Source organism: Exiguobacterium sp. s160, from assembly GCF_018617575.1.
GTDB classification, from domain to species: domain Bacteria; phylum Bacillota; class Bacilli; order Exiguobacteriales; family Exiguobacteriaceae; genus Exiguobacterium; species Exiguobacterium aestuarii_A.
Window position 1 is genome coordinate 1 of sequence record NZ_JACSKK010000036.1, and the last position, 213, is coordinate 213.

Genomic DNA, 213 nt, shown 5'->3' on the forward strand with positions numbered 1-213 from the left:
TCCGTCGTCTGATAGGTGAGGCGCTGTCGCGCCGGACAGAGATAAGCATCCTCTTCCGGCAGGTACGTGTACCGGGTCTTGCGGAACATCCCTTTCTTCCCGCCGAAACGCCGCCGAGCGATGCCCCCGAAGATGCCCCGTTCGACGAGCGCCTTCGCGATCCCGGTCGTGAAGTAGCCGGCATCGAGCGCGACCGCCTCGAGCGGGAAACGG

General features: G+C 65.3%; 1 pseudogene. It reads right to left on the minus strand.

The features are described from left to right. Positions 1 to 213: pseudogene (locus tag KNO86_RS14650) on the minus strand (IS5/IS1182 family transposase); the annotation flags it as partial.